Genomic DNA, 25,396 nt, shown 5'->3' on the forward strand with positions numbered 1-25,396 from the left:
ACGGCGGTGGTCCGGGGCGGCGGGCCGCCCCGGACCACCGGGCGTCTGTCACGGACGCGGTAGTGCTACTCCAGCCACTCCGAGTAGTTCACGCACTCGTTGATGGGCCACTTCTCCTCCCACGAGAAGTCCTCCCGGACCGCCGCCCCGAAGGTGTCCTCGAACGCGGGGTTCCACGAACGGGGAACGACGTGGGTCGCGGACCGCCAGTCGGAGCCGTTCCAGGCGCTGAACTTGAGCGTGACCGAACCCTCCTTCTTGTTGATCGAGCTGATCCTGGCCTTGCCGCTGTACGTGCCCAGGAAGGCGTCGGCCTGGTTGCCGGTGCCCACGGCGCCGTTCGTCAGCACACCGGCGATGTCCTTCGCCGCACCGCGCAGCGAGTTGAACTTGTACCAGGGGCTGCCGGGCTCGGGACCCTCGTCCACGTACTGGAAGCCGACCTCCTTGGCGAAGGCGCCCTTCGTGCCCTTGCGGGCTTGGCCGACCATCTTCGACCGCAGGCCGGAGATGGTCTCGTCCTGCGCCAGGATGGACGTGAAGGCGTCGCCTCCGCGGAAGTCCTGGTGCTCGCGCAGCGGGTAGCCACCGCCCCACAGCCAGCCGAAGAACAGGGAGCGCGAGGTCTCCCAGCGGTTGGCGGCCTTGGGGTCGCTGACTATGCCCCAGTCGGGCATCGACGCCAGCATCTCCTCCAGGCTCTGGGAGGGCGGGTTGAAGGGCAGGTCCCACGACTTGGTGATGAAGTTGTAGGTCGCCCCCGGCGTCCACTGCTTGGTCAGCGGCTGTGTCCAGCCGCCGGACGAGGTGGGCGCCGTGCCGCCCCAGCCACCGCCGCCACCACCGCCGAGCGAGCCGACGGCCATGATCGCGGCACCGACCGCGCCGATCACCGCGCCCACGACACCGCCGATGATCGCCCCGATGGCACCGAGGAGACCGCCGAGACCGTCACTGGTGCCGCTCGGGTCGGAGTTGGTGACCGGGCTGTTGCTGGCGTAGGCGTAGCCGTTGAGAGTGTTCGGCTTGTCCGGTTCGAGCAGCGGGTCGACGCTCAGGAACCGCCCGGTGTCCGGGTCGTACTGGCGGGCGCCGAGCTGGGTGAGGCCGGTCGCGGCGTCGGCCGGCTTGCCCAGGAAGCCCTTGTCGTCGGGCCAGGCGCCGGAGGCCGTGCCGCGCGGAGCGCCGAACGGCGTCGACCAGCGCTTGGCGAAGGCCAGCGTGTCGGCGTTGATCGCCAGCCCCGAGGTGCCGTGGTGGTCGCCGGCAAGGAAGGTGAGCTTCGTGCCGGAGACGCCCGCGGTGGAGGTGCGGACGGCGATGACGGCCGAGCCCGCCTTGTAGGTGCGGGCGCCGGACAGCGCCTTGGCCGCGCCGTTGCCGCTCACCTTGAGGTGGACCTCGGTGGTGCCCAGGTACAGCACGGTCTCGCCGTCCGTGGTGGTGGGGCGGCGGATGAGCAGGTCGCCACCGGCGTCGTAGACGTAGGCGGTGCCGGTGGCCGGCTTGCCGCCCGCGGCGGGCTCGCTCACGCCGGCGAGTCTGCCCTCGGCGTTCCAGTCCAAGGTCTGGGTGGCCCGGACCCCGGGCCGGGTCTCGGTGTTGCCGGTCTCGTCATAGGTGTACGACGCGTTCTCGGCGCCGGTCACCGTGGCGGACAGGGCGTGCGGCTGACCCTCAGCCGTGCCGTACTCGTACTCGGTGGTGACGTCGTCGCCCGACATGCGGTGCTCGGTCTGCTTCGAGCGCAGCCCGGAGTCGTCGTACTGGTAGCTGGTCCAGTACGGCGCCGCCCCGCCGAGGCCCGCGACGGTGCGGCCGGACGTGGAGCAGTCGGCGGTCTCGGGCGTCCAGGCCTCGCTCAGCCGGCGGTGGCCGTCGTAGGTGAAGCACTGGTGGTCCGCCTTGCCGGTGCCGCCCAGCGTGGTGGCGTCGGAGACGGAGGTGATGTTGCCGGCGTCGTCCTGCTGGTACTTCAGCTCCTGGAGCATGAAGCCGTGGACGTCGTCGGTGACGTACGACCGGGTGAGGCGGCGGGTGCCGGCCTCGTAGTCGTTGTTGAGGTAGACCTTCTTCGCCCCGGTCGGGTCGGTGGCGAGCGTCATCTGGCGCAGGTCGCCCAGCGGCGAGTAGGCCGCCTGCTGGAGGTAGCCGGTGGTGCCCTTGGCGGTCAGGACCTGGCCGAGCCCGTCGTAGGTGTAGGACACGGTCTCGGCGGACAGGCCGGCCACCGCGGGCGCGGCCGCCTGCTTGACGGTGCCGTCGAGGTTGTAGCCCGTGGAGAAGGCCAGCCTGGCGGGCACGCCGGCCGCGACCAGGGGGTCGTTCGCGGGGAGGGTGAGTTCGTTGTTGGTGACCTTGTACAGGGGGTCGTAGCGGGTGACCTTCTGGGTGTAGGCCCTGCCGGTCTCGCCGCCCTCGTAGCGCACGGCCGTGTCCTGCTGGCCCTTGGCGAGGGTGTCGAAGGACCAGGCCGCCAGCTTGTTCGCGCCGGTCTTGGCCGACTGCCACATGCCCGTCTTGCGGCCGAGCACGTCGTACTCGAACAGCAGCACCTCGCCGCGGCCGTCGGTGGACTTCACCGCCCGGTCGAGCGCGTCGTACTCGGTGACCGTCGTGCCCTTGTCGGGGTCGGTGACGGACACCTGGCGGCCGAAGAGGTCGTACGTGTAGGTCCACGCGGACCGGTCGTGCGCGGTGATCGACTTCTGCCGGTCGGCGGCGTCGAAGGCGTACCGGGTGGTCATGTAGTCCGTGCCGGCCGGCTGGGTGCCCGCGTAGTCACGGCGCTCGACGGTCCGTCCGAACGCGTCGGTGACCACCGCGTTGGCCGAGCCGCCCTCCGGGGCGCCGGTGAGGACCAGGTCGCCCCGGTAGGCGGTGTCGACGGCCCACTCGGTCACGCCGTAGCTCTTGGTGACCGCCTTGGTGACGCGGCCCATGCCGTCGTAGACGCTGTCGGTCTGCCGGGGCGCCTGGCCGCCGTCGATCTGCACGATCTTGCCGGCCGGGGCCGCGGTGTCGTCCCAGATGTCCGCCTGTGCGGTGACCGGCAGGCCACGACCGTCGTAGAGGGTCTGTGCGATGACCCGGCCGCCCTGCGCCGAGGGCGCCTGCACCTGTCGGGTGCGCAGCAGCGAGTCGTAGATCTCGTAGGTGGTGCGGTAGCCGGAGCCGTCGCCGTTCAGGGTGGCGCTGGAGACCCACGGCAGGGACGTGGACTTGACGCTGTAGCCGTAGACGTAGTTGGCGGTCTTGCCGAGCGCGCGGGAGCGGTTCGGCAGCCACACGGAGGTGACGCGGCCCAGGCTGTCGTAGGCGGACTCGGTCACCTTCCCGTTGGCGTCGGTGACCTTCAGGTCCGCGCCCAGCGCGAAGTCCTTGACCGTGGTGGTCCGGTGCCCCTTGGCGTTGACGACCGTGGTCGAGGTCAGCGGACCGGCCGCGGGCGGCTGGTACTCGGTCTTGGAGGTGATGACGTCGTCGGTGTTCCTCACCTGGACCGGGCGGCCCAGCGTGTCGTAGTCGGTGACGGCCGTCGTCTGCCACAGCGGGCGGTCGTCGCCGCCGTAGCCCTTGGCGCGGCCGGACCAGCGGGCGTCGCCCTTGGTGGGCTTCTGCGTCGCCGACCAGGTGGTCGTGTCGTAGGCGGTGGCCTTGTCGGAGACGACGTCGCCGGGGCGTGCGGCGTCCGCCGGCAGGTCGAGGGCGGAGTCGGTGACCGAGCAGGCCCGGCCGACGATGCGGGTCCGGGAGACCAGCGCGGTCAGCCCCGCGGCGTCGTTGCGCGCGTACCAGGTGCGGGTGCACTTCTCGTCACCCGTGACGGAGTCGTCGCCGAGGTCCTCCACCGACACGGGCATGCCGTAGTCGTCGTAGCCCGTCCTGGTGGTGCGCACCCGGTCGTAGGGGTTGAGCCGGCTGGTGATGCGGGTGCGGGCGTGCGAGGCGCCCACACGCACGTAGTACGCCTCGGTGTCGGCGTACGACTTGTGCTGGGTCGCCGTCCGCTTGGACCAGGGGTCGTTGACGGTGCCGGACACCTCCTTGTCGCCGTCGTACGCGACGCTCTCGCGCTGGAAGCCGGCCAGCTGGTCGGAGTCGGTGACGGCCGCGGCGGTGACGCCGGAGACCTCCGCCTTCCGGCGCCGGTCCGGGTCGGGCGTCTTGCCGTCGCCGCCGAGGACCCGGTCACCGTCCATGCCGCGCAGGTACACGGTGACGGTCTTGGCCCGGGTGCCGCCGGACGGCCCGGTGTAGTGGGTGACCTTGCCGTAGCCGCGCCACTGGGACCAGGTGCGTTCCTTGGCGGGGGTCAGCGGGTCGTCGTTGTAGTGCCAGGCTCCGCCGCCGGAGTACTCGTAGGTGTGCTGCACGGCCTCGGAGCCGCCCAGCGGGTCGGTGGTGCGCACGGAGCTGACGGGGTACTTCTGGAACCAGTCGAGGATCGGCTCCTCCTGGCCGTAGGGCGACCAGTACACCGGGAAGCAGCGCTTGGTGTTCTCGTCCGCCTTGGGCATGGTCTGCCCCGCCACGCAGTCCGCGGGCAGGTAGTCGACGATCGTCTGCGCCCCGGTCTCGGAGACGACGGTCCGCAGGCGGGGCCGCTCGAAGGAGAGGATGTCGTCGCTGGGGCCGTCCACCCGGTTCGGCATGAAGACGTGGGAGAACTTCACCGCGTCCAGGGAGAGGTCGGTCCCCCGCTTGCCGGTGTGCTTGATCTCGTCCAGCCACAGCGACTGGTCGGTGGAGTCACCGGTGTCGCCCGGGTCGAGGTAGAGGTGCTCGAGGGTCCAGGTGTCGACCGGCGAGAAGGCGGGGGTGGCCGCCGCGGCGTCCCACGCGTAGGTGCTGACCGAGGTCAGCATCTTGCGGGTGAAGAACGACGGGCTGTCCAGGTACGGGCACTTGTCGCCGTCCTTGCAGATCCGGTCGAAGGGCACGTCGGGCCAGTTGTCCCGGGTGTCCTCGGTGAGCGCGTCGCAGCCGGTGCCGGAGGCCAGGCAGCGCTCGTCGTGGCCGAGGACGATTCTGTGCGAGGCCTGGGGTGTGCCGGAGAAGAGGGCGCCGGCCCGCTGTCCGTAGCGGATCTCCTTGAGGTAGCCGCCGCGGACGTACGACGTGCCGGTGTCGTCGTCACCGAGCTTGTCGTAGTTGTTGGTCTCGTCCTCGTACCAGTAGGTCGTGGCGTTGCCGTGGGTGTCCTCGGCGTAGTCGAGGTTCCACCGCCACGCCTGCTTCTCGTCGCGCGAGGTGAAGCCGGTTCCGTCGGCGTAACCGGGCTCGCCCTCGTCGTCGCCGAAGACCGGCACGGTCCACACCGACTTGGTGCGGACGTCGGCGGCGGCGCCGTCGAGCTTGTTCTGTCCGAACACGAAGCGGGTGCCGTCGCCCGTGGTGACGGTCCAGTACTCGCCGTTGTCGTCGCCGTTGTCCGCGCCGGTGGAGTGGGTGACCTTGGAGGCGTCGTCGTTCTTCAGCCGCCACTGCCCGGTGGTGTCGTCCTTGACCAGCTCGGTGGCCTTGCCGTTGAGGACCAGGGAGGCGTTGTCGTACTTCCAGCACAGGTCGTGCCGGTCCGCGTGCCCGTCGTCGGTGCACGAGCCGTACTTGCGCTCGATGAAGGACGAGGTGATGTCGAAGCCCTCGCCGACCTCGGTGCCCTGGTTGTTGCTGGTGGAGGTGCGGCCGTCGACGCTGCCGGAGTCGTAGGAGATCTCCAGCTTCGGGGCCTCGCCGGCGGCCGGCTCGGGCGCCTTCAGCGGGTAGGACCAGGTGAACGAGCCGGAGCTGCCGCCGGCTTCCCAGGTCGAGGACGGCGCGAGCGGTGTCGCCTTGTAGTCGCCGTCGGCGGAGGCGGTGCCGGCCGCCAGGGCGAGAGTCATGGTCTGCCCGGAAGCCGCCTTCGGGGCGAAGGCGAGATCGGCGGTGAGCCGCTCGTCGCCCCGCTCGTTGGTGAACTTCACCGGCGTCGCGGGCGGGCAGGCGGTGGTGCAGTCGGGCAGGCGCAGCACCTGGAGGCGGCCGGCCCAGTCGCCGCCGTAGGCGGCGGCGAACGCCGAGTAGTCGATGCCGAGGCGGGCCGCGCCGCCGTCGGCGGGGCCGGTGACCTTCAGGACGACGCCCTTGACGCCGAGGCGGCGGGCGGCCTTCTGGTCGAGGACATCGACCTTGACGCGGTCGGCGCGCTTGGCCTTCTTCGCCGCCGGCGGGGCAAGGGTGACGGGCAGCCGACCGGGGGCGGCCTCGTCGGCCGCGCCCCCGGACGCGGTCAGCCGGGCCGAGCCGGCGGTGGGCCAACTGGTGCCGCGGGACCGGTCCTTGACGGCACGGCCGGCCGCCGACTGGTCGGCGCGGGCGGAGTCGCGTACGACGGCCGCGGTCCGGGCGTCCGGCCTCGCCTTGAACGGCGCCACGTGCTGGGCGCGCGGCGTGGACAGCTCGGGCCGGCCGAGCGGGTCCACGTCGTCGGCGGTGGCGGCGGGGGCGAGCAGGCCGGGCAGCAGGGCGATGCCGACGACCGCGCTCACACGGCGCATCCAGGGGCGTACCGCCCGGCGCCGGTGGGGGCCTGGTCCGGTCCCCGCGCCGGGGACCCCCAGGGGGTGGTGTCTCATGGGATTCCTTGTCCGAGAAGGCACGTCGAAGGGACGCGGCGCCAAGGCGGACGCCGGTCCACGACGGACGCAGCGGGCCGGTCCGGGGCACGGGTGACCGCGCCCCGGACCGGTTCAGAGGGGGGGAGGGCGTCGTTCAGACGCCGCCGAGGACCTGCGACCGGACCTGGTCGGCGCTCATCGCGCCGGTCCACACCCGCAGTTCCTCCAGGGCGCCGGGCAGGTGGTGCCCGGTGGTGCCGCCCCGGCTGCCGCGGCCCACGGCCAGGGCACCGGCGCCGTACTGGGGGGTGGTGAACCCGGACGCGGTCTCCGACGGCTGGTCGAACTCGCCGACGTAGAGGTGGAGTCTGCCGTAGCGGGTCTCCGTCTTCGCCGAGTCGGCCGGGTCCGTCCACTCCCAGGGCTCCTGGGCGTCGAAGACGCCGGTGACCTGCACCCAGGTGTCGGTCTCGGCGATGTCGCCGCCCGGCGCCTCGGCGGACTGGGTCACCTTGCCGTCGGCGCCGACGTCGGTGCGGGTGAACTTCCACTGGTAGACGCCGTCGGCGGGCTTCACCGCCCACAGTGCCCAGGAGGACTCACCGGCGCTTGCCTGCTGCCCGGCCACCAGTGCCTCATAACCGACCGGCTTCGAGGCGAGCTTGGCCGAGTCCAACTGGACGCGGGCGGAGACCGTGAAGGAACCCGTCTCGTCGACGACCGGGCCGGTCGCGGAGGCGTAGCCCGCCGATCCGTCCAGGACGAGGGCGTTGTTCTCCTCGTCCAGCACCGCCCCGGCGGCCGACAGCGTCAGGCTCGGGGCGGGGTAGGAGGAGAGCTCCTTGACCGTGGTGCCGGTGGACGAGGCGGCGTCCCACTGCGCGACGAGCTCGTTGGCCGGCACGCCCTCCTCGAGGAGTTGCGCCTGCTGGGTGATCTCGTCCGGAGTCAGCACGCGCTGCCACACGTTCACCTCGTCGAGGCGGCCGCGGAAGTGCTCGCCCCAGGTACCGCCGACCAGGGAGCGGCCGATCTGCAGCCCGCCGGAGGAGACCCACGGCTGATAGGCGGTCGACACGCCGTCGAGTACGACGGGTTCACCCTGCGGGCGCCCGTTGACGAACAGCTGGATGGTGTCGTTCGCCTTGTTCGTGTCCTTCTTCGTGTCGAACACCGCGGCCAGGTGGGTCCACACCTTCAACGGCGGGGCGGTGGCGTCACCGAGCGACCGGAGGTAGACCGGCTTGTCCTTGACGTCGCCGGCGGTCCGGTTGAAGACCCACTTCTTGTACGAGGCCGAGTAGTACAGCGTGAACGCCGAACCATAGGTGCCGGGGGCCGCCATCACCACCCGGGTCTGGGAGGTGTCGGTCAGATAGGCCCACGCCGAGACGGTGAAGGAGTCCCTCGTGTTCACGGCCGGGGCCGATGTCGCGGCGTAGCCGGCCCGCTGCGTCGTGTCCGAACCGTCGTTGAGCCACAGCGAGTTGTCGGCGTCGCCGCGCCGGGCCAGCGTGGACCAGCCGGCGCCCGCGGTGTAGAGGGTGGCGTCGTGCCGGGTGCCCTCGGCGGCGGTGTCCTTGGCGATCGTCACACCCGATCCGGGCAGGGCGTCGTCGAAGTGCCAGGTGCCCGTGGCGCCGGCCGCGGGGGCGACCTTGAAGCTGAACTCCGCCGGGGCGCCCCAGCGGCTGCGGACGTCCTTGGCCTCCACGGACAGCACCTGCGTACCCGACAGCGACGGTGTCACGTCGGAGACGGTGACCGACTTGCCGGTGACCGCCTTGGCCTCCTTGGCCGAGGTGGTCAGCAGCCGCCAGCGGTAGCCGGTGATGTCGGTGTCGGCGGCGTTGGGCTGGAAGGTGAAGGAACCGGCCGTCCCCGGACCGCCCTTGCCCTCGCACAGGTCGGCGGTGCACTGGGTGTAGGGCGAGAGCGAGGTGATGACCGGGGCCTTGGGGGCCGTCGAGTCGATCTTGAAGTAGCACCACGAGGAGTACGAGGAGAACAGGTCGCCGGACTTGCCGCTGTACGACCAGTGGGACTGGGTGCGTGAGCGCAGCCGGTACAGACCGCCGTCGGCCCGGTTGGAGGTGCGCATCTTCTCCAGTGTCTCGTCCGGGTCCCAGCCGGAGGAGGGCCGGTAGCCGGACCACACCTGGTGCCAGGCCGCGTCGTCGCCGCGCTCGACGACGAACTCGGCCTGGAGGGAGCCCTCCTCGTCACCCAGGTGGTGCTCGACCTGGGTCTGCACCCGGGACTGCACCATGGGGTCGATCCGGGTGACGATCAGCGGGTCGGAGGAGGAGGTACGGCAGTAGGCGGTGGTGCCGTCGCCCGGGATGACGCCGACGCTGGTGGGCACGCCGGGCTTGAAGGCGTAGGTCACCTTCAGTTCGGCGTTGTCGTCGAACCGCTTCCACGCCTCGGGGTCGGACTCGTCCTTGGCGCGCAGCATCAGCGTGAGCCGGCTGATCTTGCCGTCGGCGAACTTGCGCACCGTGGAGGCGAGGTTCTCGTCGGTCTCGTCCGGGTTGTCGTTGAACTCGATCCACTGGTCGGGCTGGTCCGGGCTGCACTGGCTGCCGCGTCCGGCGGAGACGTACCGGTCGCCCATCTGGTCCAGCTGGGTCGGGCCGGGCCACCGGGTGCCCTCCGAGATGTTGTTGGTGCGCTCCAGGTCCACCCACTTGGCGGAGCAGCTGAACGACCACGTCTCGTAGGCGCGGAAGGTGGCGTCGAGGACGTACTTGCCGGCGAGCTTGGACGGCGAGAACTCGAAGTACATGCGGTTCGTGTAGTTGCTGCCGCAGTAGTACGGGCCCGACACGCTGCACCGGCCGACACCGTAGTCGCCGTTGAACTGCCAGAACTTGTCGCCGTCGGACGACAGCACGGTGCGCTCGGACACGCCGAGGCCGACCGAGGGGTCGATGTAGACGGGGTAGACGGTGTCCTTGCCGCGCAGCAGGCCGAGGTCCGGCGCGACGGTGACGCTGTCGCCGTCGACCTGGACGGGCATGACGGCGCTGGCGTCCCCGGCGCCGGGCTGGGTGCCCTCCTCGACCGGGTCGGGGACCTCGCCGCCCGTGCCGGCGGCGGTGGCGAGCTGGGTGCGCACGCCGTCGGCGGCGGGACGGCCGTCCTGGCCGGCGGAGTCCCACATCTGGCCGGCCGGGCCCTTGAAGACGGTGTTGCCGTCGGTGTCGACGGCGCGCACACCACCGCCCGCGCCCGGCATCAGCCGCAGGTCGGTGGTGGAGGCGGTCAGCTCGATCTGCTCCAGGGCCGGATCGGCGGCGGCCTGGGCGGTCTTGACGACGAGGACCTCGCGGTATCCCTCGGCGGTGGCGGTCAGCTCCAGGTCGACGCCGTCGAGCACCTCGGGGTAGACGGCCTTGGCGCCCTCCAGCCGGGGCTCCGGCAGCCGGCCGGGCCAGTCGAGGTGCAGGCTGCCCTCGTCGTTGGCCAGGCGGATCAGGCCCGAGCCGTCTCCGCCGCCGGAGAAGGACAGGTCGACCACGGCGGCCCGGGGGCCTACGGTGCCGTCCGGCCTGCGCTCCAGCGTGGCGTCCACGGCATGCCAGGTGCCGTCGTCGCCCTCGGCCCGCTGCGGTACCGCGGACTGCACCAGGGTGAAGGTGCCGTCCGGGTTGGCCGTGGTGGTGGTGTACTCGGTGCGCTCACCGGTGACCTCCACCTGCTCCCCACTGGCCGCGGCGCGCCGGGCGGCCGTGGCGTGGTCGATCACGGCGTCCGAGGAGGCCGAGGTCGTCACCGCCCGGTCCGCGGGGGCCGCGACGGCGGGCACGGTGAACGCCGACAGGGAGGCCACCAGGGCCGCCGAGGTGATTCCGGCCGTCAGTCGGATCGGACTGACAGCCCGTCTGTGCCGGGTGCCCCCGGCCAGGTTGTACCAGCGCACTCGCGCATCCCCCATGGATTTCTCATGCAATCTTCACAATGTCCGCGTCAGTAAATAGCGGCGCGTCGCCCACGACAAGCGTGTTCGTGATCACACAGATGCCCAACACATATGCCATGGGGACAAAATGACGCCGCCTGATGTACGGGGAACGCTCTCCCATGTGACACCGTGCTGATGAGTACGGTGGAAAGGCGGAGGTCCATGGGTGATCTGTTTCTGGTCCGGCACGGTGAGACCGAGTGGTCGCGTTCGGGCCGGCACACCGGGCTGACGGACGTCCCGCTGACCGAGAAGGGGCGGGAACAGGCGCGGAGTCTGGTGCCGTTGATCCGGTCCCACCGGATCGGGGCGGCGTTCGTCAGCCCCTTCCAGCGGGCGCGGGAGACGGCCGAGCTGATCGGGCTGCACGATGTGCGCATCGAACCGGACCTGCACGAGTGGGACTACGGCGGCTACGAGGGGATCACCACCGTCGAGATCCACCGGAGCCGGCCGGACTGGTTCCTGTTCACGGACGGGGTGACGCCCGGACCGCCGGACCACCCCGGGGAGACGCCCGAGCAGGTGGGTGAGCGGGCCGACCGGGTGCTGGCCACGGTGGATGCCGCGTTCGCCAACACCGAGGGGTGCGTGGTGCTGGTGGCGCACGGGCACTTCCTGCGCGTGCTGACCGCCCGGCACCTGGGCCTTCCGCCCTCGCACGGGGCGCTGTTCCAGCTGGGCACGGGCACGCTGTGCCGGCTGGGCACGGAGCATGGGCGGCCGGTGATCGCCGCCTGGAATGTCAGACCCCCGTCGTAGTCTTCGAAGGCGTCACCGGTGAGCCGACGAGAGAAGACGAGAGAAGGGGGGCCGCGCCGTGGCCCTGTCCCCCACCGCCGCGCAGCGGCGGATCATCGACGCCGCCGATCCCGTCACCGGGCGGTTGCGGGGTACGCCGGCGCAGCTTGCGGCGCTGGTGAAGCGGGGGCTCGCCTTCCGGCATCCGCGCCCGCCGCACGACCACTTCCTGACCCCGGCCGGGCACCGGATACGGGAGGCGGCGGACGGTCCGGAGGCGGTGGCGGTGCCGTCCGAGGCGCCCGCCGCACCGGACACCGGGGGTGTGTTCGCCGCGCGGGTCGGCGGGGAGGAGGCCGCCCCGGGCGACCCGGGACCCGCTCGGCTGCGGGAGGTGCGCGGCGCCTGGCAGGGGCTCCTGGAGCTGCGCCGGATGACGCATCCCGACGGGAGCACGGACCGGCCGTGCGCGTGGGAGCGGTCGCATCTCGTGCGGGCCGCCGCGCTGGCCCTGGAGGCGGCCGGGCACCGTCCGGCCGGGCCGGGCGGCGGCGACGGGTACCGGGTGCGGGCGACGCCGCAGCCGGAGGCCGTCGCCGTGTACGAGCCGGACGGCGGCGCGCTGCGGGCCTGTGCGGCGACGCTGGAGCGGGCCGGCTGGCAGGTCGGGGAGCACACCGAGGCGCGCACCCGGGCCCGCTATCTGCTGGCCTCCCCGCGGAAGGTGTGAGGCCCGCATGTCAGGATCGGGACCCGTCCGTAGATGTGCGAAGAGAGGCAGCAGCGGTGAGCGAGCCGTTTTCCGTACCGGTGACCGTCCGCGGGTACGAGACCGACACCCAGGGCCACCTGAACCAGTCGGTGTACCTGAACTACGCCGAGCACGCCCGCTGGTCGCTGCTCCAGGCGGCCGGGATCCGGCAGGCGGACCTGGTCGCCCGCGGGGTCGGTCCGGTGGCCCTGGAGACGACCATCCGGTTCCAGCGGGAACTGCTCGCCGGTGACGAGGTCACGGTGACCTGTGCCTTCGAGTGGGGTACGGGCAAGACCTTCCGGATCCGGCAGCTCGTCACCAAGGCGGACGGCACGGTCGCCGCCGAGATCGAGGCCGTCGGCGGGCTGATGGACCTGGGCGAGCGCAGGCTGGTGCCGGACCCGCGGCAGCGTTTCAAGGAACTGGCGGCGGAGCCGGGCCTGTTCGGACTGTAGGCGGGGCGGGGCCGCGTCAGGCGTCCGTCAGCTCCGGGTCGTGCTCGATGTCGTAGGCCGCGCGGGCCCCGGCGACGTACAGCCGGTTGCGCTCGGCCCAGTCCGTCAGCTGCTACAGCGACGCGTGCAGTTCCCGGGCCACGGGCGTCAGCGTTGTCGGCGCGGGCGGCGGCCCGCACCGGCGGACTGCTCGACGAGGGGGTGGCGGCCGTGACGGCCACGGCCGAGGGCTGCCAACTGGCGTTCCGGGTGGCGGCCGTGGTCGCGACGGGCGCCCTGGGCCTGGCGGCGGTCGTGCTGCGGCGTCGCGCGGGGGCCCGCGGTCGACCGGGGCGGGACATCTCGTCCCGGGCGGCACGCCCGCACGCTTCGTCCCGGGCGGCACGCGCACACGCTTCGTCCCGGGCGGCACGCGCACACGCTTCGTCCCGGGCGGCACGCGCACACGCTTCGTCCCGGGCGGCACGCGCACACGCTTCGTCCCGGGCGGCATGCCCGCACACGGCGTGCCGCCCGGGACGCGTCCGGCGGTCAGACCGCACGGGACGCCGGCGTCACTTCATCGCCGCCTCCCGGGACGACTCCGTGATCTCGTCGCCCGCCTCCATCGGGTGGGTGACGTCCTCCGCGTCCCGTCCCCGGCCGCCGATGTGGTTGAAGACCAGGTTGAGCAGGACGGCGGCCACACAGCCGGTCGAGATGCCCGAGTCGAGGATGATGCGCGCGTTCTCCGGGAACGAGTGGTAGAACTCCGGCGCCGCGATCGGGATGATGCCGACGGCCAGGGAGACCGCCACGATCAGGACGTTGTTGTCCTTGTCCAGGCTCGCCCGGACCAGGGTCTGGATGCCGCTGGCCGCGACCGAGCCGAAGAGGACCACGCCGGCGCCGCCCAGGACCGGGCGCGGGACCACGGCGATGAGCGACGCCGCCATCGGGCACAGGCCCATCAGGACCAGGAAGCCGCCGCCGACCGCGACGACGTAGCGGCTGCGGATCTTCGTCATCGCGACCAGGCCGATGTTCTGGGCGAACGCGCTGCACATGAAGCCGTTGAAGACCGGGCTCAGGGCGGAGCCGAGGGTGTCGGCGCGCAGCCCGGCGGCGATGGTCTTCTCGTCGGCCGGGCGGTCCACGATCTCGCCGAGGGCGAGCATGTCGGCGGTGGACTCGGTCATCGAGACCACCATCACCACGCACATGGAGATGATCGCGGCGATCTGGAACTGCGGGGCGCCGAAGTGGAACGGTGTCGGGAAGCCGACGACGTCCGCGTCCGCGACCGGGCCGAAGTCCGTGACCCCGAACGGGATGGCGACGAGCGTGCCCGCGACCAGGCCGAGCAGCACCGCGATCTGCTTGACGAAGCCCCGGGTGAAGCGGCGCAGGAAGAGGACGATGGCGAGGGTGATCCCGGCCAGGCCGAGGTTGGTCGCCGAGCCGAAGTCGTCCGCGGTGGGGCTGGGTCCCTGTGCCCAGCCGAAGGCGACCGGCAGCAGGGATATCCCTATCAGGGTGATGACGGTGCCGGTGACGACCGGCGGGAAGAAGCGGATCGCCTTGCTGAAGAAGGGGGCGGCGACGAAGCCGAGGAGTCCGGCGACGATGACGGCGCCGAAGATGATCGGCAGCGCGTCGGACTTGTCGTCGGTGGAGGCGACGACCGCGGTCATGGGGGCGACACCGGCGAAGGTGACGCCGTTGACGAAGGGCAGCCGGGCGCCGATCTTCCAGATGCCCAGCGTCTGGAGGAAGGTGGCCAGGCCCGCGGTGAACAGGCAAGCGCCGGTGAGGAAGGTCAGCTCGGTGGCGCTCAGGCCGATGGCCGCGCCGACGATCAGGGGCGGGGCGACGACCCCGGCGTACATGGCGGCCACGTGTTGCAGGCCGGTCGTCGCCATCTTCAGTGGCGGGAGTTTCTCGTCAACAGGGTGGTCGGCCACGGCGGCGTTCCTCCGGTCGTTTACACGTCGGCTCTGACGTGGGTGTCAGGGAGGTGGAGCTAGTGGTGGTCGTGCGGGACCGGGACGGACCGTTCGGGGGAACGGGCGACCGCTCCGGGGCGTGCGCGCAGGGGCGCACACCCCGGAGTAGGCCACCGTGGACCCCGCTCGGGTCCACGGTTACCGGCCGGGAGCCGTCCCTCCCGGCCGGAGATCAAGTGGTGTTGTGTTGTGCGGTGTTCGGCGGCGTCCGGCTCAGCCCCGCGCGGCGGTCCGCGCCAGGCGCCGTGCCTCGTCCCGAGTGGAGCGGGCGACGGCGTCCTCGTCGACCGTGAGCAGCCTGCCGTCCTCGACGATCTGCCGTCCGTCCACGAACGACGCCGTGACCGGGGCGGGAGCGCCGAGGACCAGGGCGGCCACCGGGTCGGCGATCGAGGAGTGGGCGAGGGTGTCCATCCGCCACAGCACCAGGTCGGCGAGCTTGCCCGGCTCCAGGGAGCCGGTCTCGGCGGCCCGGCCGAGGACCTGTGCGCCGCCGTACGTGCCCAGGCGCAGCGCCCCGCGGGCGTTCAGCGCGGCCTCGCGGTGCGCGCCGAGGCGGTTGATCAGCAGGGCGTTGCGCAGTTCGGTGTGGAGTTCGCCGGACTCGTTGGAGGCGGTGCCGTCGACGCCGAGGCCGACCGGGACGCCGGCGGCGAGCAGGTCGGGGACGCGGGCGATGCCCGCGGCCAGGCGGGCGTTGGAGGACGGGCAGTGGGCGACGCCGGTGCCGGTGCGGGCGAAGGCGGCGATGTCGGAGTCGTTCATGTGGACGCAGTGCGCCATCCACACGTCCTCGCCGAGCCAGCCGGTGGACTCGAAGTAGTCGGTCGGGCCCATGCCGAACAGCTCGTGGCAGAACTTCTCCTCCTCGACGGTCTCCGAGCCGTGGGTGTGCAGCCGCACGCCGAGCCGGCGGGCCAGCTCGGCGCCCTGGCGCATCAGTTCGGTGGAGACGGAGAAGGGCGAGCAGGGTGCGACGGCGACCCGGGTCATCGCGTCGAAGGAGGGGTCGTGGTGCTCCCGGACGGTGGCCTCGGTGGCGGCGAGCGCGTCGTCCAGGCTCTCCACCGCGAAGTCGGGCGGCAGCCCGCCGTCGGACTCGCCGCGGTCCATGGAGCCGCGGGCGAGGGTGAAGCGGACGCCCAGGTCGCGGGCGGCGCGGACGATCGCGCCGGACAGGTCGCCGGCGCCGCGCGGGTGGATGTAGTGGTGGTCGGCGGCGGTGGTGACGCCGCCGCGGGCCATCATGGCCAGCGAGCCCTGGGCGGCCGCGTGGGCCATCGGCTCGTCGATGCGCGCCCAGGTCGGGTACAGCGCGACCAGCCAGTCGAACAGGTTGTGGTCGGTGGCCAGGCCGCGGGTGAGCCACTGGTAGAAGTGGTGGTGGGTGTTGACCAGTCCGGGGGTGGCCAGATGGCCGGTCGCGTCGATCCGGCGTACGACGTTCGCCAGGTCCTCGGGCGCCCCGCCCGCGCCGACGGACTCGATGCGGTTGCCGGCGAGCACGATGTGACCGGAGGCGTACTCGGTGCCGCCCGCGTCCACGGTGGCGATCGCACAGTTCTCGATGACGGTGCGTTCGGTTGCCGATGCTGCTGCCATGGCTGCCATGCTGCTTCCTTGCCTTTCGGTGGGGCCCGCGGGGCGGGGAGTCGAGTACCCACGGGGAGGGCACGGCAGGACCCTAGGAGGATTTGAGTGCCGGAACCGTGCCGCGGCTCCGGGTGCCGAGATGGTGGAAGAACAGGTTGAGGGCGACCGCGACGATCGCTCCGGCGCTGATGCCGGAGCCCAGCACGGTCTGGGCCCAGGCGGGGAACTCGGCGTAGAAGGTCGGCGCGGCGAGCGGGATGATGCCCGCGCCGAGCGCCACGGCGACCAGGATGATGTTGGAGCTGTCGTCGAGTCCGGCCTCGGACAGCGTACGGATGCCGCTGACCGCGATGGAGCCGAAGAGGACGATGCCCGCGCCGCCGAGCACCGGCATCGGCACCAGCGAGACGACCGCGCCGAGGACCGGGAAGGCGCCGAGGACCAGCAGGGTGGCGCCGGCGACGGCGACGACGTAGCGGCTGCGCACCCGGGTGAGGGAGACGACGCCGACGTTCTGCGCGAAGGCGGAGGTGGGGAAGCCGCCGAAGACGGGGCCGACCAGGGTGGCGAGGCCGTCGGTGCGCAGGCCGCGGGTGATGACCCTGGCGTCGGCGCGGCGGTCGCAGATCTCACCGAGGGCGAGCATGCCGGCGGACGATTCCGTCATCAGGACCAGCATGACGATGCACAGCGACAGGATGGCCGCGGGCTGGAACTCGGGGGCGCCGAAGGCGAAGGGCGTGGGCAGCGCGGCGACCGGCGCGGACCTCAGGGCGCCGAAGTCGGCCATGCCGAAGGGGATGGCGGCCAGCGTGCCGATCAACAGGCCGAAGAGCAGGGCCACTTGCTTGACGAAGCCCTTGCCGAAGCGCTGGATGACGAGGATGACCGCGAGGGTGAAGGCGGCGAGCGCGAGGTTGCGCATCGAGCCGAAGTCGGCGGCGGTCTTGTCGCCGCCCTGGGCCCAGCCGACCGGGACCGGCATCAGCGTGACGCCGATGAGGGTGATGACGACGCCCGTGACCAGCGGCGGGAAGAAGCGCAGCAGTCGGCCGAAGAACGGGCCGACGGCGAGGCAGAAGACGCCGGCGACCATCACCGCGCCGTAGACGGCGGGGAGTTGGCTGCCCTTCGCGTTGGTCTCGACGATGGCGAGGATGGGCGCGATGCCGGCCGAGGGCGGCGTTGACGAACGGCAGGCGGTTGCCGACGAAGCCCTTGACGCCGAGGGTCTGGAGCAGGGTGGCGACGCCCGCGATGAGCAGCGAGGCCGCGATCAGCCGGGTGCGGCCCTCGATGTCGAGTCCGCAGGCCTGCCCGATGATGAGCGGAGGAGTGACAACGCCCGCGTACATGGCGGCGATGTGCTGGAGTGCGGCGGGGACGAGCCGCGAGGGGTGGAGCTTCTCGTCCACCGGGTGCACGGACGTGACGGCGTCCTCGGTGTGCTCCGGTGACGGGGTGGAACTTGAGCCTTTCGCCGGCTCCGTTGCAGGCTGTGCCATGGTGTTCCCTCCGGTGTGACGCGCCACCGGCCCGAGCGGCCGGGCCGGTGGCGCGCGTCCCGCGTCAGAGGTTGGTCATGTCGACCGGGATGAGTTGCTCGGCGCCGTCGCGCAGGATGGTGGCCTCGATCAGGCCGTACGGGCGGTCGGCGGCGTAGTACACGGCGCCGTCCTTGGCCTCGTTGTCGATCCCGAAGGGCGACAGGTCCGAGCGGAAGTGGTGCTTGTTGGGCATCGAGAAGCGGATCTCGTCGACCTCGTCGCGGGAGTTGAGCACCCGCACGCCCATCTCGAAGAGGGTCTGCTGGAGCGAGTACGAGTAGGTCTCGGCGAACGCCTGGAGCGCGTGCTTGCGCACTCCGTGGTACGAGCGGTCCCAGTCCGGGGCGTGCGAGTCGACACCGTCCCAGTTGTGCCGCCACCAGGTGGAGACGGTGGTGGCGAGGATCCGGTCGTAGTCCTCCTTGAGGGTCGTGTACTTGTCCTTCAGGTAGCCGAAGAACTCGGAGTTGGTCGAGTTCAGGACGGTCAGGTCCTTGAAGCCGGAGAGCACCTGGATGCCGTGGCCGTCGTAGGTGATCTCGGCGACGCGGGTCTCCTGGCCGGTGCGGACGAAGGAGTGGGCGATCTCCTCCGCGCCGACGAAGCGGGCGCCGCCCTTCGACGTCTCGATCCGCTCCCAGCCGAACTCCTCGATGCGGATGCGGGCCCGGTGGATCGGCTCGTTGTTGTCCACGAAGTGACGGGCGAGCTTGACGCCGAGGTCCTCGGCGCTCTCGATGCCGTGCTCCTTGGCGAAGGCGAACACCGTGTTCTTGGTGGTGTCGGTCGGCAGGACGTTGGCGTTGGAACCGCTGCGGTGGACCTCCTCCATGTCGCCGGACAGGGCGACGGAGACGTTCAGGTCCTTGATGTGGTGCGTGTCGCCGTCACGCGTGATCTTGACGACGCGGTTCTCTGCCTTGCCGTACTGGTTCTGTCCCAGGACGAAACGGGTCATGATTCGGTCAGCTCCCTCGGTAAACGGAGTAGCCGAACGGGTTGAGCAGCAGCGGAACGTGGTAGTGCTCGCCGGGCACCACCGCGAAGGTGATGGTGACCTCGGGGAAGAACACGGGCCGGCCGTTCTCGCTGTCCCGGAGCGCGGGGGCGTCCTGCTGGGCCGCGGCTTGTTTCTTGGCGAAGTACGTCTCGGTGTCGAAGTCGAGCCGTACGTGGGTGGTGCCCTCCGGCAGGGCCGGGAGGTCCTTGCACCGGCCGTCGGCGTCGGTCGCGGAGCCGCCGAGTGCCTGCCAGTCCGCTTCGCGGCCCGCACGGGCGGCGAGGCGGACGGCGACGTCCCCGGCGGGGCGGCCGACGCTGGTGTCCAGGATGTGCGTGGACACGGAGGCGGTGGTGCTGGTGCTCATGGTCGGGCGTCCTGTTCGACGAGTCGGGTCAGGCGGATGCGGTTGATCTTCCCCAGTTCGGTGCGGACGATCTCCCGTTCCTGCTCGGGCGAGTTCCCGATCCGCTCCAGAGCCGCGTCGCGCATCTGCTCACCGGTCCGGCCGGTGGCGCAGATGAGGAAGACGTGGCCGAACTTGTCCTGGTAGGCCAGGTTCAGTTCGAGCATCTCCGCCTTGAGTTCCTCGGCGGCGCCGGCCATGCCCGCCTGTTCGCGGGACGAGGTCGCATCGCCCGGCTTGGGGCGGCCGATCGGCGGGTGTCCGGCCATCGCCTCGGCGAGGTCCTCGGCACTCAGCTCGGCCATGGCGGCGTCGCTGGCGGCGTACAGGTCCTCGGCGGTGGCGAAGGGGCGGGCGGCGAGCAGGTGCCGGGCCCACGCCGTGGCGGCGCACGCCTCGTGGAGTTCCGCGAGTGCCGCGGTCTCCTCGAGGGTGTTGAAGCGGGCCAGGCCCGACGCGGAAGTGGACGTCACGGGAGCCTCCGTGGCCTTGTGCTGAGCGGGCGTGCCGATAGCTAACGCCCTCGGAAACAAGCCGTCAACACTTTGTTGAAAATTCGGGGTCAGAAAAGCCGCCGCCCGGTGACCGGACGGCGGCTGGCGACGCGAAGGAACCGTGCAGGTCAGGTGCCCTTCTCGCGGTTGAGGTAGTTGTACACGGTGAAGCGGCTGACGCCGAGGGCGCTCGCGACGGTCTCCACGCCGTGCCGTACGGCGAAGGCGCCGCGCGCCTCCAGGGCCCGGACCACCTCCTGCTTGGTGCGGCGGTCCAGGTCGGCCAGGGGTCTGCCCTGCCGGCGCTCCATGGCGGCCAGGATGTGGTCGAGGGAGTCGGCGAGCTGGGGCAGGCGTACGGCGACGACGTCGGCACCCTCCCAGGAGAGCACGACGTCCTCGAGACCCGCCTCGTCCGGCGGCAGCATCTCGCCGCCCATGGCGTCGACCAGGGGCTTGACGGCCGCGATGAACGGCTCCTCGGCGGGGCCGGTCACCGCTCACCCTCTCCCTCGACGGCCGCTCCGACCACGTTGACCTGGAGCGAGATCCGGGTCGCACCTGCCTCCAGGGAACGGCGCAGCAGCGCGTCCACGGCGGTGAGCACCCGGTCGGCGCCGCCTTCGGCGGTGTTGCCGAAGGGGCCGACGTCGACCGCGTCCAGCTCGGCCGCCTCGACGACCTCCCGGGCCACCACCGCATGGGCGGGCGCCTCGTCGAGGTCGAAGGGCTCGGTCGTGAACTCCACTCTCAATCGCACGCGGTCAACCTAACGCGGGGTGACCGCTTTGCGCCGCCCCCTCTTGACAACAGCCGCACTCCCCGGGCAACCTTCCATCAAGCAGAAACGAACTTCCGTAATACGGAAATACACCCTCAAGCGGAAGGGAGCGCGGCACCCTATGGGATTCGCAGACCAGCGCTTCAACGTCAACCTGTCGATCCTCTTCACGGAACTCCCGCTCCTGGAGCGCCCCGCGGCCGCCGCCGCGGCCGGCTTCACCGCGGTCGAGCTGTGGTGGCCCTGGATCGACTCGCCCACCCCCGAGCAGTCCGAGCTGGACGCTCTGAAGTCGGCCATCGAGGACGCGGGCGTCCAGCTCACCGGGCTCAACTTCTACGCCGGGCAGCTGCCCGGACCCGACCGGGGCGCCCTGTCCATCCCCGGCGAGGAGTCGGAGCGCTTCCGCGCCAACATCGACGTGGCCGCCGACTTCGCCAGGTCACTGGGCTGCACGGCGCTCAACGCCCTGTACGGCAACCGCGTCGAGGGCGTGGACCCGGCCGAGCAGGACAGGCTTGCGCTGGAGAACCTGGTCCTCGCGGCCCGCGCGGCCGACCGGATCGGCGCGGTCCTGCTGGTCGAGGCGCTCAACAAGCCCGAGTCGCCGCGGTACCCGCTGGTGTCGGCGCCGGCCGCGATCGCGGTCGTGGACCGGGTCAACGAGGCCACCGGGCTCGGCAACGCCAAGTTCCTCATGGACCTCTACCACCTGTCCATGAACGGCGAGGACCTGCCGCAGGTGATCGACGCGTACGCCGCGAAGACCGGCCATGTGCAGATCGCCGACAACCCGGGCCGCGGCGCCCCCGGTACGGGCTCCCTCCCGCTGGAGGACCTGCTCGACCGCCTCGCGAAGGCCGGGTACGACGGCTGGGTCGGCCTGGAGTACAAGCCCGGCGACGACCCCAGCGCCCAGTCCTTCTCCTGGCTGCCGGCCGGGGCCCGCGCGGCCCGCTGAGCGCCACCCGCAGAACTCTTCAGAGATTTTCCAGAGAGGTACCCATCATGAGCACGCTCCCCAAGGTCGCCTGGATCGGTCTCGGCATCATGGGCTCGCCCATGTCCGAGAACCTGATCAAGGCGGGTTACCAGGTCACCGGCTTCACCCTGGAGCAGGAGAAGCTGGACCGCCTCGCCGCCGCCGGCGGCGGCGTGGCCGGTTCGATCGCCGAGGCCGTCCGCGACGCCGACGTCGTCGTGACCATGGTGCCCGCGTCGCCGCAGGTCGAGGCCATCGCCTACGGCCCCGACGGCATCCTGGAGAACGCGAAGTCCGGCGCACTGCTGGTCGACATGTCCTCGATCACCCCGCAGACCTCGGTGGACCTCGCGAAGGCCGCGAAGGACAAGGGCATCCGCGTCCTGGACGCCCCCGTCTCCGGTGGCGAGGCCGGTGCGATCGAGGCCGTGCTGTCCATCATGGTCGGCGGCGAGCAGGCCGACTTCGACGAGGCCAAGCCGCTCCTGGAGGCGCTCGGCAAGACCATCGTGCTGTGCGGTCCGCACGGCTCGGGCCAGACCGTGAAGGCCGCCAACCAGCTGATCGTCGCCGTCAACATCCAGGCGTGCGCCGAGGCCGTGGTCTTCCTGGAGAAGTCCGGCGTGGACCTGAAGGCCGCCCTGGACGTCCTCAACGGCGGCCTGGCCGGCTCGACCGTGCTGACGCGGAAGAAGGACAACTTCCTCGGCCGCGACTTCAAGCCGGGCTTCCGCATCGACCTGCACCACAAGGACATGGGCATCGTCACCGACGCCGCCCGCAACGTGGGCGCCGCGCTGCCGGTGGGCGCCGTGGTGGCCCAGCTGGTCGCCTCGCTGCGCGCCCAGGGCGACGGCGGCCTGGACCACTCGGCGCTGCTGCGCGCCGTGGAGCGCCTCTCCGGCGACCAGGTCTGACCGCCGCACCGGCCCCCTGAGACCTCCGGGCGGCGCGGTCGCTGACACCTGTCATGTCGCGCCCGAGCGGCGGCGCCGCCCGGAACCCACTTCAACAAACTGTTGACGTGCCACCGTCCCAAATCTAGGCTCCACGAAGCGGAAACAAGTTTCCACTAAATGTTTCCGCTGAACCCTCGTCTGCAAGGCCACGGAAGGTCCACGATGTCGCAGCGCGTGCTCACCACCGAGTCCGGCGCCCCGGTCGCCGACAACCAGAACTCCGCTTCCGCCGGCATCGGCGGCCCCCTCCTGATCCAGGACCAGCACCTCATCGAGAAGCTCGCCCGGTTCAACCGCGAGCGCATCCCGGAGCGCGTGGTGCACGCCCGCGGCTCCGGCGCCTACGGCCACTTCGAGGTCACCGACGACGTCAGCGGCTTCACCCACGCCGACTTCCTGAACACGGTCGGCAAGCGCACCGAGGTCTTCCTGCGCTTCTCCACGGTGGCCGACTCGCTCGGCGGCGCGGACGCGGTCCGCGACCCGCGGGGCTTCGCGCTGAAGTTCTACACCGAGGAGGGCAACTACGACCTCGTCGGCAACAACACCCCGGTGTTCTTCATCAAGGACCCCATCAAGTTCCCGGACTTCATCCACTCGCAGAAGCGCGACCCGTTCACGGGCCGTCAGGAGCCGGACAACGTCTTCGACTTCTGGGCGCACTCCCCCGAGGCGACGCACCAGATCACCTGGCTGATGGGCGACCGCGGTATCCCGGCCTCGTACCGCCACATGGACGGCTTCGGCTCGCACACCTACCAGTGGACGAACGCCAGGGGCGAGTCCTTCTTCGTCAAGTACCACTTCAAGACGGACCAGGGCATCCGCTGCCTGACCGCCGACGAGGCCGCGAAGCTCGCGGGCGAGGACCCGACCTCGCACCAGACGGACCTGGTGCAGGCGATCGAGCGGGGCGTGTACCCGTCCTGGACGCTGCACGTGCAGCTGATGCCGGTGGCCGAGGCGGCGAACTACCGCTTCAACCCGTTCGACGTGACCAAGGTGTGGCCGCACGCCGACTACCCGCTCAAGCGGGTCGGCCGGCTGGTGCTCGACCGCAACCCGGACAACGTCTTCGCGGAGGTCGAGCAGGCCGCGTTCTCCCCGAACAACTTCGTCCCCGGCATCGGTCCCTCCCCCGACAAGATGCTCCAGGGCCGCCTGTTCGCCTACGCGGACGCGCACCGCTACCGCCTGGGCGTCAACCACACCCAGCTCGCGGTGAACGCCCCGAAGGCCGTGCCCGGCGGCGCCGCCAACTACGGCCGCGACGGCCTGATGGCGGCCAACCCGCAGGGCCGGTACGCCAAGAACTACGAGCCGAACTCCTACGACGGCCCGGCCGAGACCGGCACGCCGCTGGCGGCTCCGCTCGCGGTGTCCGGCCACACCGGCACCCACGAGGCGCCGCTGCACACCAAGGACGACCACTTCGTGCAGGCCGGTGCGCTGTACCGGCTGATGAGCGAGGACGAGAAGCAGCGCCTGGTCGCGAACCTGGCCGGCGGTCTGTCCCAGGTCTCGCGCAACGACGTCGTCGAGAAGAACCTCGCACACTTCCACGCGGCCGACCCCGAGTACGGCAAGCGCGTGGAGGAGGCGGTCCGCGCCCTGCGCGAGGACTGACCACCGGCTCGCGCACGGCACCCGGCGGGGAGGCCGGGACCGTGTGCGCGGCCCGCGCAGGCACCGAAGCGACCCGGATGAGGGGTGACCGCCAGGTGCCGGCGCGGGCAGGGCGAGGACCGCGGCGGCCAGCGAGCCAGTGCGGTGGTGAAGGGCAAGGACGTTCCTCCTACGACCTGAGGGGAGGAACCGTTCCGGCCCGTCGCACCGCCGCGGTCCCAGCCACCCGCCTCTCCTGATCCAGAGGCCCCACACACTCCGTCCGGCGGCGCGAACGACCTGTCGCGCCCAGCCTCGCGCCGCCGGACGGGCACCACGTGAAGACGCCTCGCACCGAGAACCTTCACCGGCCGGGCAGCGCCGGATGCGGACGGTCCCGCATCCGGCGCTGCCCGGCGTTCTACCGGGTGCGGATTCTCCTCCCGCGCAGCAGCCTGGAGGCATGGCAACCGCGCACCCGCCCGAGCATCCGCACATCGTCGTCCACTCCCCCGCCCTCGACGGCTCCCGCCGGGTCACCTCGGGCGAGGAGACCCTGGGCATCGCCTCGCACGTCGACGACGTGGCCGAGCTGCTGCGGCTGGCCGACCTGTACGTGACCGACGTCGAATCGAGCGACCTGGTCGAGTGGCAGGGCGGCGGCCCGGAGGACTGGCCGGGGCTGCACGAGCACCACGAGCACCACGAGCACCGCGGTGAGTGAAGGCGCGTAGGAGCCACCCGCAGCGGGCACAACCCCGGCACAACACGGGGCGCACGGGGGTGGTGTCGTGGACGGTGGCACGGAGATCGGGTGGGAGCCGCACGAGGTCGCGCTGCTGGGCGGCGGACCGCGGGCCGCCGTCACGGTGGCGTTGGTCGCCCTGCACCTGCTGGGTGCCGTGGAGACCGGCCCGGGCAGGACGCTGTGCGCGACGGGCCCGGAGCCGGAGGGACTGGGGCCGTTCGAGGGAACCGTCCTGGACTGTCTGCGCGAGCCGCTCACCGCCCGCGAGCTGGTCCGGCACGCCGACGTGCGCCTGGCCCTGGCCCTGACGCGCATCCCGCTCGCCGAGGACGGACTGCTGACCCACCCCTGGCTCAGGCCCACCCGGGGCGCCCGCCGGCGCGTGGCGTTCTGGCGGGAGCGGCATCCGCTGCCGGCGGTCAGGCACGGGCTGACGGACGAGGACACGCTGCTCGCGGTCGCCCTGCACGGTGATGCCGCCCTGCGCCTGCTCCTGCCCCGCTTCGCGCTGCGGACCGGACTGATGCATCCGGGCGCACCGGCCGACGGGGTGCGCTTCTCGCTGGGCCGGGGCAGGTTCCTGAGGTGGCGCGACGAGTACGAGGACTCGGTCTCGGGCGACTGGGGCGGCACGGGCCACGGGGACCACTCGGGCGGCTGCGGTTCGGGGGGCGGCGGCGGCTCGGACTGAGCGAACGCACATGGGGTCCGCACACATGTGGGGCTCGCACACGTGGGGTCCGTACACGTGGGGTCCCTCCAAGTGAGGCGCGTACACAG

The 25,396-nt window shown here is 71.6% G+C and carries 17 protein-coding genes and 2 pseudogenes; 8 read left to right on the top strand and 11 right to left on the bottom strand.

The genetic code is table 11. The features are described 5' to 3' along the window. Window positions 1-65: 65 nt before the first annotated feature. Both R2E43_RS07240 and R2E43_RS07245 read right to left on the bottom strand, forming a co-directional pair. Window positions 66-6,617, bottom strand: a complete 6,552-nt coding sequence (locus tag R2E43_RS07240; protein ID WP_332056037.1) for an RHS repeat domain-containing protein — start codon at window positions 6,615-6,617, stop codon at window positions 66-68. Window positions 6,618-6,753: 136 nt separating this feature from the next. Next, the gene (locus R2E43_RS07245) at window positions 6,754-10,539 is read right to left on the bottom strand and encodes a LamG domain-containing protein (RefSeq protein ID WP_332056038.1); all 3,786 of its coding nucleotides are present in this window, start codon (window positions 10,537-10,539) and stop codon (window positions 6,754-6,756) included. A gap of 189 nt (window positions 10,540-10,728) precedes the next feature. Between R2E43_RS07245 and R2E43_RS07250 the strand changes: the two genes are divergently transcribed. Genes R2E43_RS07250 through R2E43_RS07260 form a run of 3 tightly spaced genes read left to right on the top strand, consistent with a single transcriptional unit; the run spans window position 10,729 to window position 12,516 of the window. Further along, the gene (locus R2E43_RS07250; RefSeq protein WP_003972709.1) at window positions 10,729-11,328 is read left to right on the top strand and encodes a histidine phosphatase family protein; all 600 of its coding nucleotides are present in this window, start codon (window positions 10,729-10,731) and stop codon (window positions 11,326-11,328) included. 58 nt (window positions 11,329-11,386) lie between these two features. Continuing rightward, window positions 11,387-12,037, top strand: a complete 651-nt coding sequence (locus tag R2E43_RS07255) for a hypothetical protein (RefSeq protein ID WP_038534274.1) — start codon at window positions 11,387-11,389, stop codon at window positions 12,035-12,037. Between the two features lie 56 nt (window positions 12,038-12,093). Next, the gene (locus tag R2E43_RS07260) at window positions 12,094-12,516 is read left to right on the top strand and encodes an acyl-CoA thioesterase (RefSeq protein ID WP_003972711.1); all 423 of its coding nucleotides are present in this window, start codon (window positions 12,094-12,096) and stop codon (window positions 12,514-12,516) included. Between the two features lie 16 nt (window positions 12,517-12,532). On the opposite strand, the pseudogene R2E43_RS07265 reads toward R2E43_RS07260, so the two are convergent. The 9 genes and pseudogenes from R2E43_RS07265 to R2E43_RS07305 form a co-directional block, all read right to left on the bottom strand. After that, window positions 12,533-12,670, bottom strand: a pseudogene (locus tag R2E43_RS07265) (winged helix-turn-helix transcriptional regulator); the annotation flags it as partial. Window positions 12,671-13,070: 400 nt separating this feature from the next. After that, window positions 13,071-14,459 (bottom strand): nucleobase:cation symporter-2 family protein, encoded by a 1,389-nt coding sequence (locus tag R2E43_RS07270; protein WP_003972712.1) that lies wholly within the window; start codon window positions 14,457-14,459, stop codon window positions 13,071-13,073. Between the two features lie 255 nt (window positions 14,460-14,714). Further along, window positions 14,715-16,112, bottom strand: coding sequence for an 8-oxoguanine deaminase (locus tag R2E43_RS07275; RefSeq protein ID WP_332056039.1), 1,398 nt, complete (start codon window positions 16,110-16,112; stop codon window positions 14,715-14,717). Window positions 16,113-16,185: 73 nt separating this feature from the next. After that, window positions 16,186-17,599: pseudogene (locus tag R2E43_RS07280) on the bottom strand (nucleobase:cation symporter-2 family protein). Window positions 17,600-17,663: 64 nt separating this feature from the next. Next, window positions 17,664-18,599: a factor-independent urate hydroxylase gene (pucL, locus tag R2E43_RS07285; RefSeq protein WP_003972716.1), complete on the bottom strand. Its 936-nt coding sequence runs from the start codon at window positions 18,597-18,599 to the stop codon at window positions 17,664-17,666. A 7-nt stretch (window positions 18,600-18,606) separates the two neighbouring features. Next, the gene (uraH, locus tag R2E43_RS07290; protein ID WP_003972717.1) at window positions 18,607-19,008 is read right to left on the bottom strand and encodes a hydroxyisourate hydrolase; all 402 of its coding nucleotides are present in this window, start codon (window positions 19,006-19,008) and stop codon (window positions 18,607-18,609) included. Further along, on the bottom strand, window positions 19,005-19,520 hold the full coding sequence (gene uraD, locus R2E43_RS07295; RefSeq protein ID WP_003972718.1) for a 2-oxo-4-hydroxy-4-carboxy-5-ureidoimidazoline decarboxylase: 516 nt from the start codon (window positions 19,518-19,520) through the stop codon (window positions 19,005-19,007). Before uraD ends, uraH begins: the two co-directional genes overlap by 4 nt. A gap of 149 nt (window positions 19,521-19,669) precedes the next feature. Then, window positions 19,670-20,038 (bottom strand): helix-turn-helix domain-containing protein, encoded by a 369-nt coding sequence (locus R2E43_RS07300; RefSeq protein WP_003972719.1) that lies wholly within the window; start codon window positions 20,036-20,038, stop codon window positions 19,670-19,672. Continuing rightward, on the bottom strand, window positions 20,035-20,301 hold the full coding sequence (locus R2E43_RS07305; protein ID WP_063646595.1) for a hypothetical protein: 267 nt from the start codon (window positions 20,299-20,301) through the stop codon (window positions 20,035-20,037). Before R2E43_RS07305 ends, R2E43_RS07300 begins: the two co-directional genes overlap by 4 nt. 142 nt (window positions 20,302-20,443) lie before the next feature. Here R2E43_RS07305 and R2E43_RS07310 point away from each other — a divergent pair, with 142 nt between their 5' ends. The 5 genes from R2E43_RS07310 (at window position 20,444) to R2E43_RS07330 (ending at window position 25,307) form a co-directional block, all read left to right on the top strand. Further along, complete coding sequence (locus R2E43_RS07310; RefSeq protein WP_003972721.1) at window positions 20,444-21,283, top strand: TIM barrel protein; 840 nt, start codon at window positions 20,444-20,446, stop codon at window positions 21,281-21,283. A gap of 47 nt (window positions 21,284-21,330) precedes the next feature. Further along, on the top strand, window positions 21,331-22,221 hold the full coding sequence (locus R2E43_RS07315) for a 2-hydroxy-3-oxopropionate reductase (RefSeq protein WP_003972722.1): 891 nt from the start codon (window positions 21,331-21,333) through the stop codon (window positions 22,219-22,221). Window positions 22,222-22,425: 204 nt separating this feature from the next. Beyond that, window positions 22,426-23,889, top strand: a complete 1,464-nt coding sequence (locus R2E43_RS07320) for a catalase (RefSeq protein WP_003972723.1) — start codon at window positions 22,426-22,428, stop codon at window positions 23,887-23,889. Between the two features lie 442 nt (window positions 23,890-24,331). Further along, the gene (locus tag R2E43_RS07325; RefSeq protein ID WP_161270281.1) at window positions 24,332-24,592 is read left to right on the top strand and encodes a hypothetical protein; all 261 of its coding nucleotides are present in this window, start codon (window positions 24,332-24,334) and stop codon (window positions 24,590-24,592) included. A 67-nt stretch (window positions 24,593-24,659) separates the two neighbouring features. Next, the gene (locus tag R2E43_RS07330; protein ID WP_093457272.1) at window positions 24,660-25,307 is read left to right on the top strand and encodes a TIGR04222 domain-containing membrane protein; all 648 of its coding nucleotides are present in this window, start codon (window positions 24,660-24,662) and stop codon (window positions 25,305-25,307) included. The last annotated feature ends 89 nt before the right edge of the window (window positions 25,308-25,396 follow it).

It is taken from the genome of Streptomyces violaceoruber (genome assembly GCF_033406955.1).
GTDB classification, from domain to species: domain Bacteria; phylum Actinomycetota; class Actinomycetes; order Streptomycetales; family Streptomycetaceae; genus Streptomyces; species Streptomyces violaceoruber.